Source organism: Rhodopseudomonas sp. BR0C11, assembly GCF_010820945.1.
Taxonomy (GTDB): Bacteria; Pseudomonadota; Alphaproteobacteria; order Rhizobiales; family Xanthobacteraceae; genus Rhodopseudomonas; species Rhodopseudomonas palustris_H.
On record NZ_QTKI01000779.1, the window covers coordinates 1 to 775 of the forward strand.

The 775-nt window shown below is 67.1% G+C and carries 1 protein-coding gene and 1 pseudogene; one reads left to right on the plus strand and one right to left on the minus strand.

Annotated features, from left to right (window positions below; translation table 11 throughout):
• Nucleotides 1-240: pseudogene (locus DYI24_RS28185) on the plus strand (hypothetical protein); the annotation flags it as partial.
• Here the strand turns inward: DYI24_RS28185 and DYI24_RS27330 are convergent.
• A partial coding sequence (locus DYI24_RS27330) for an MOSC domain-containing protein (RefSeq protein ID WP_164574537.1) occupies nt 237-775 on the minus strand: 539 nt, incomplete at its 5' end. The pseudogene DYI24_RS28185 and the gene DYI24_RS27330 sit on opposite strands and share 4 nt — an antisense overlap.

Here is a 775-nt window from a genome sequence, read left to right on the forward strand (position 1 = left end):
GGTGTATTCGAAGAGCCGCATCTACGCCTACGTGATGCCGTCGAGCTGATACGAGGCGCTTTCCCGCACGCGATCGTCATGCGCGGGCTCGACCCGCCTGCGCGGCCGAAGCCGCTTCGGCGCGGCGAAGGCCCGCGCATCCATCGCGCGCGAAGCGCGCCTCTTCGAAGAAGATGGATCGCCGGGTCGAGCCCGGCGATGACGTCAGGGGTGTTGAGTACGATCTTGCAAGCAAGCTAAGCGAACAATGTCGCCTGCTCGACCTGCACAGCATCGCCCTGCGCGAGGTCGCCGGCTTCGATCACTTCGGCATAGACCCCGCAATCGGCGTGGCCGAGGTTCTGCTGCAGGGTCTCGGGGATCGCCATGTCGCGGGCGGCGGTCTGCGGATCGACATTGGTGGCGGCGCAGCGGACGATGCGTTTGACGACCTTGAGCTTGGCGTTGCCGATCAGCAGCGTCTGGTCCATCAGGTCGAATTCGTGCCAAGCCGGCCAGCCCTGGACATAGAGGTTGCCGCGGAATCGCAGCGGATCGACCGGGCGGCCGATCATGGCTTCCAGTGCCGCGACGCTGGCCAGGTTGATGATCGACACCACCTTGCGGGCGACGTCCGAGAAGCTGTGGCCTTGGCCGGCCAGCAGCTTCGGCGGTCCGCGCAGCTCGTCGGCGCAATAGCCGGCGAAGAACTGTTCGATCGCGGCGCGGCCGGGTTCGGTCCGAAGATCGCCGCGTGCCACTTCGGCGCCGTCGCGGGAGAGGCCGAGCTCGCCGG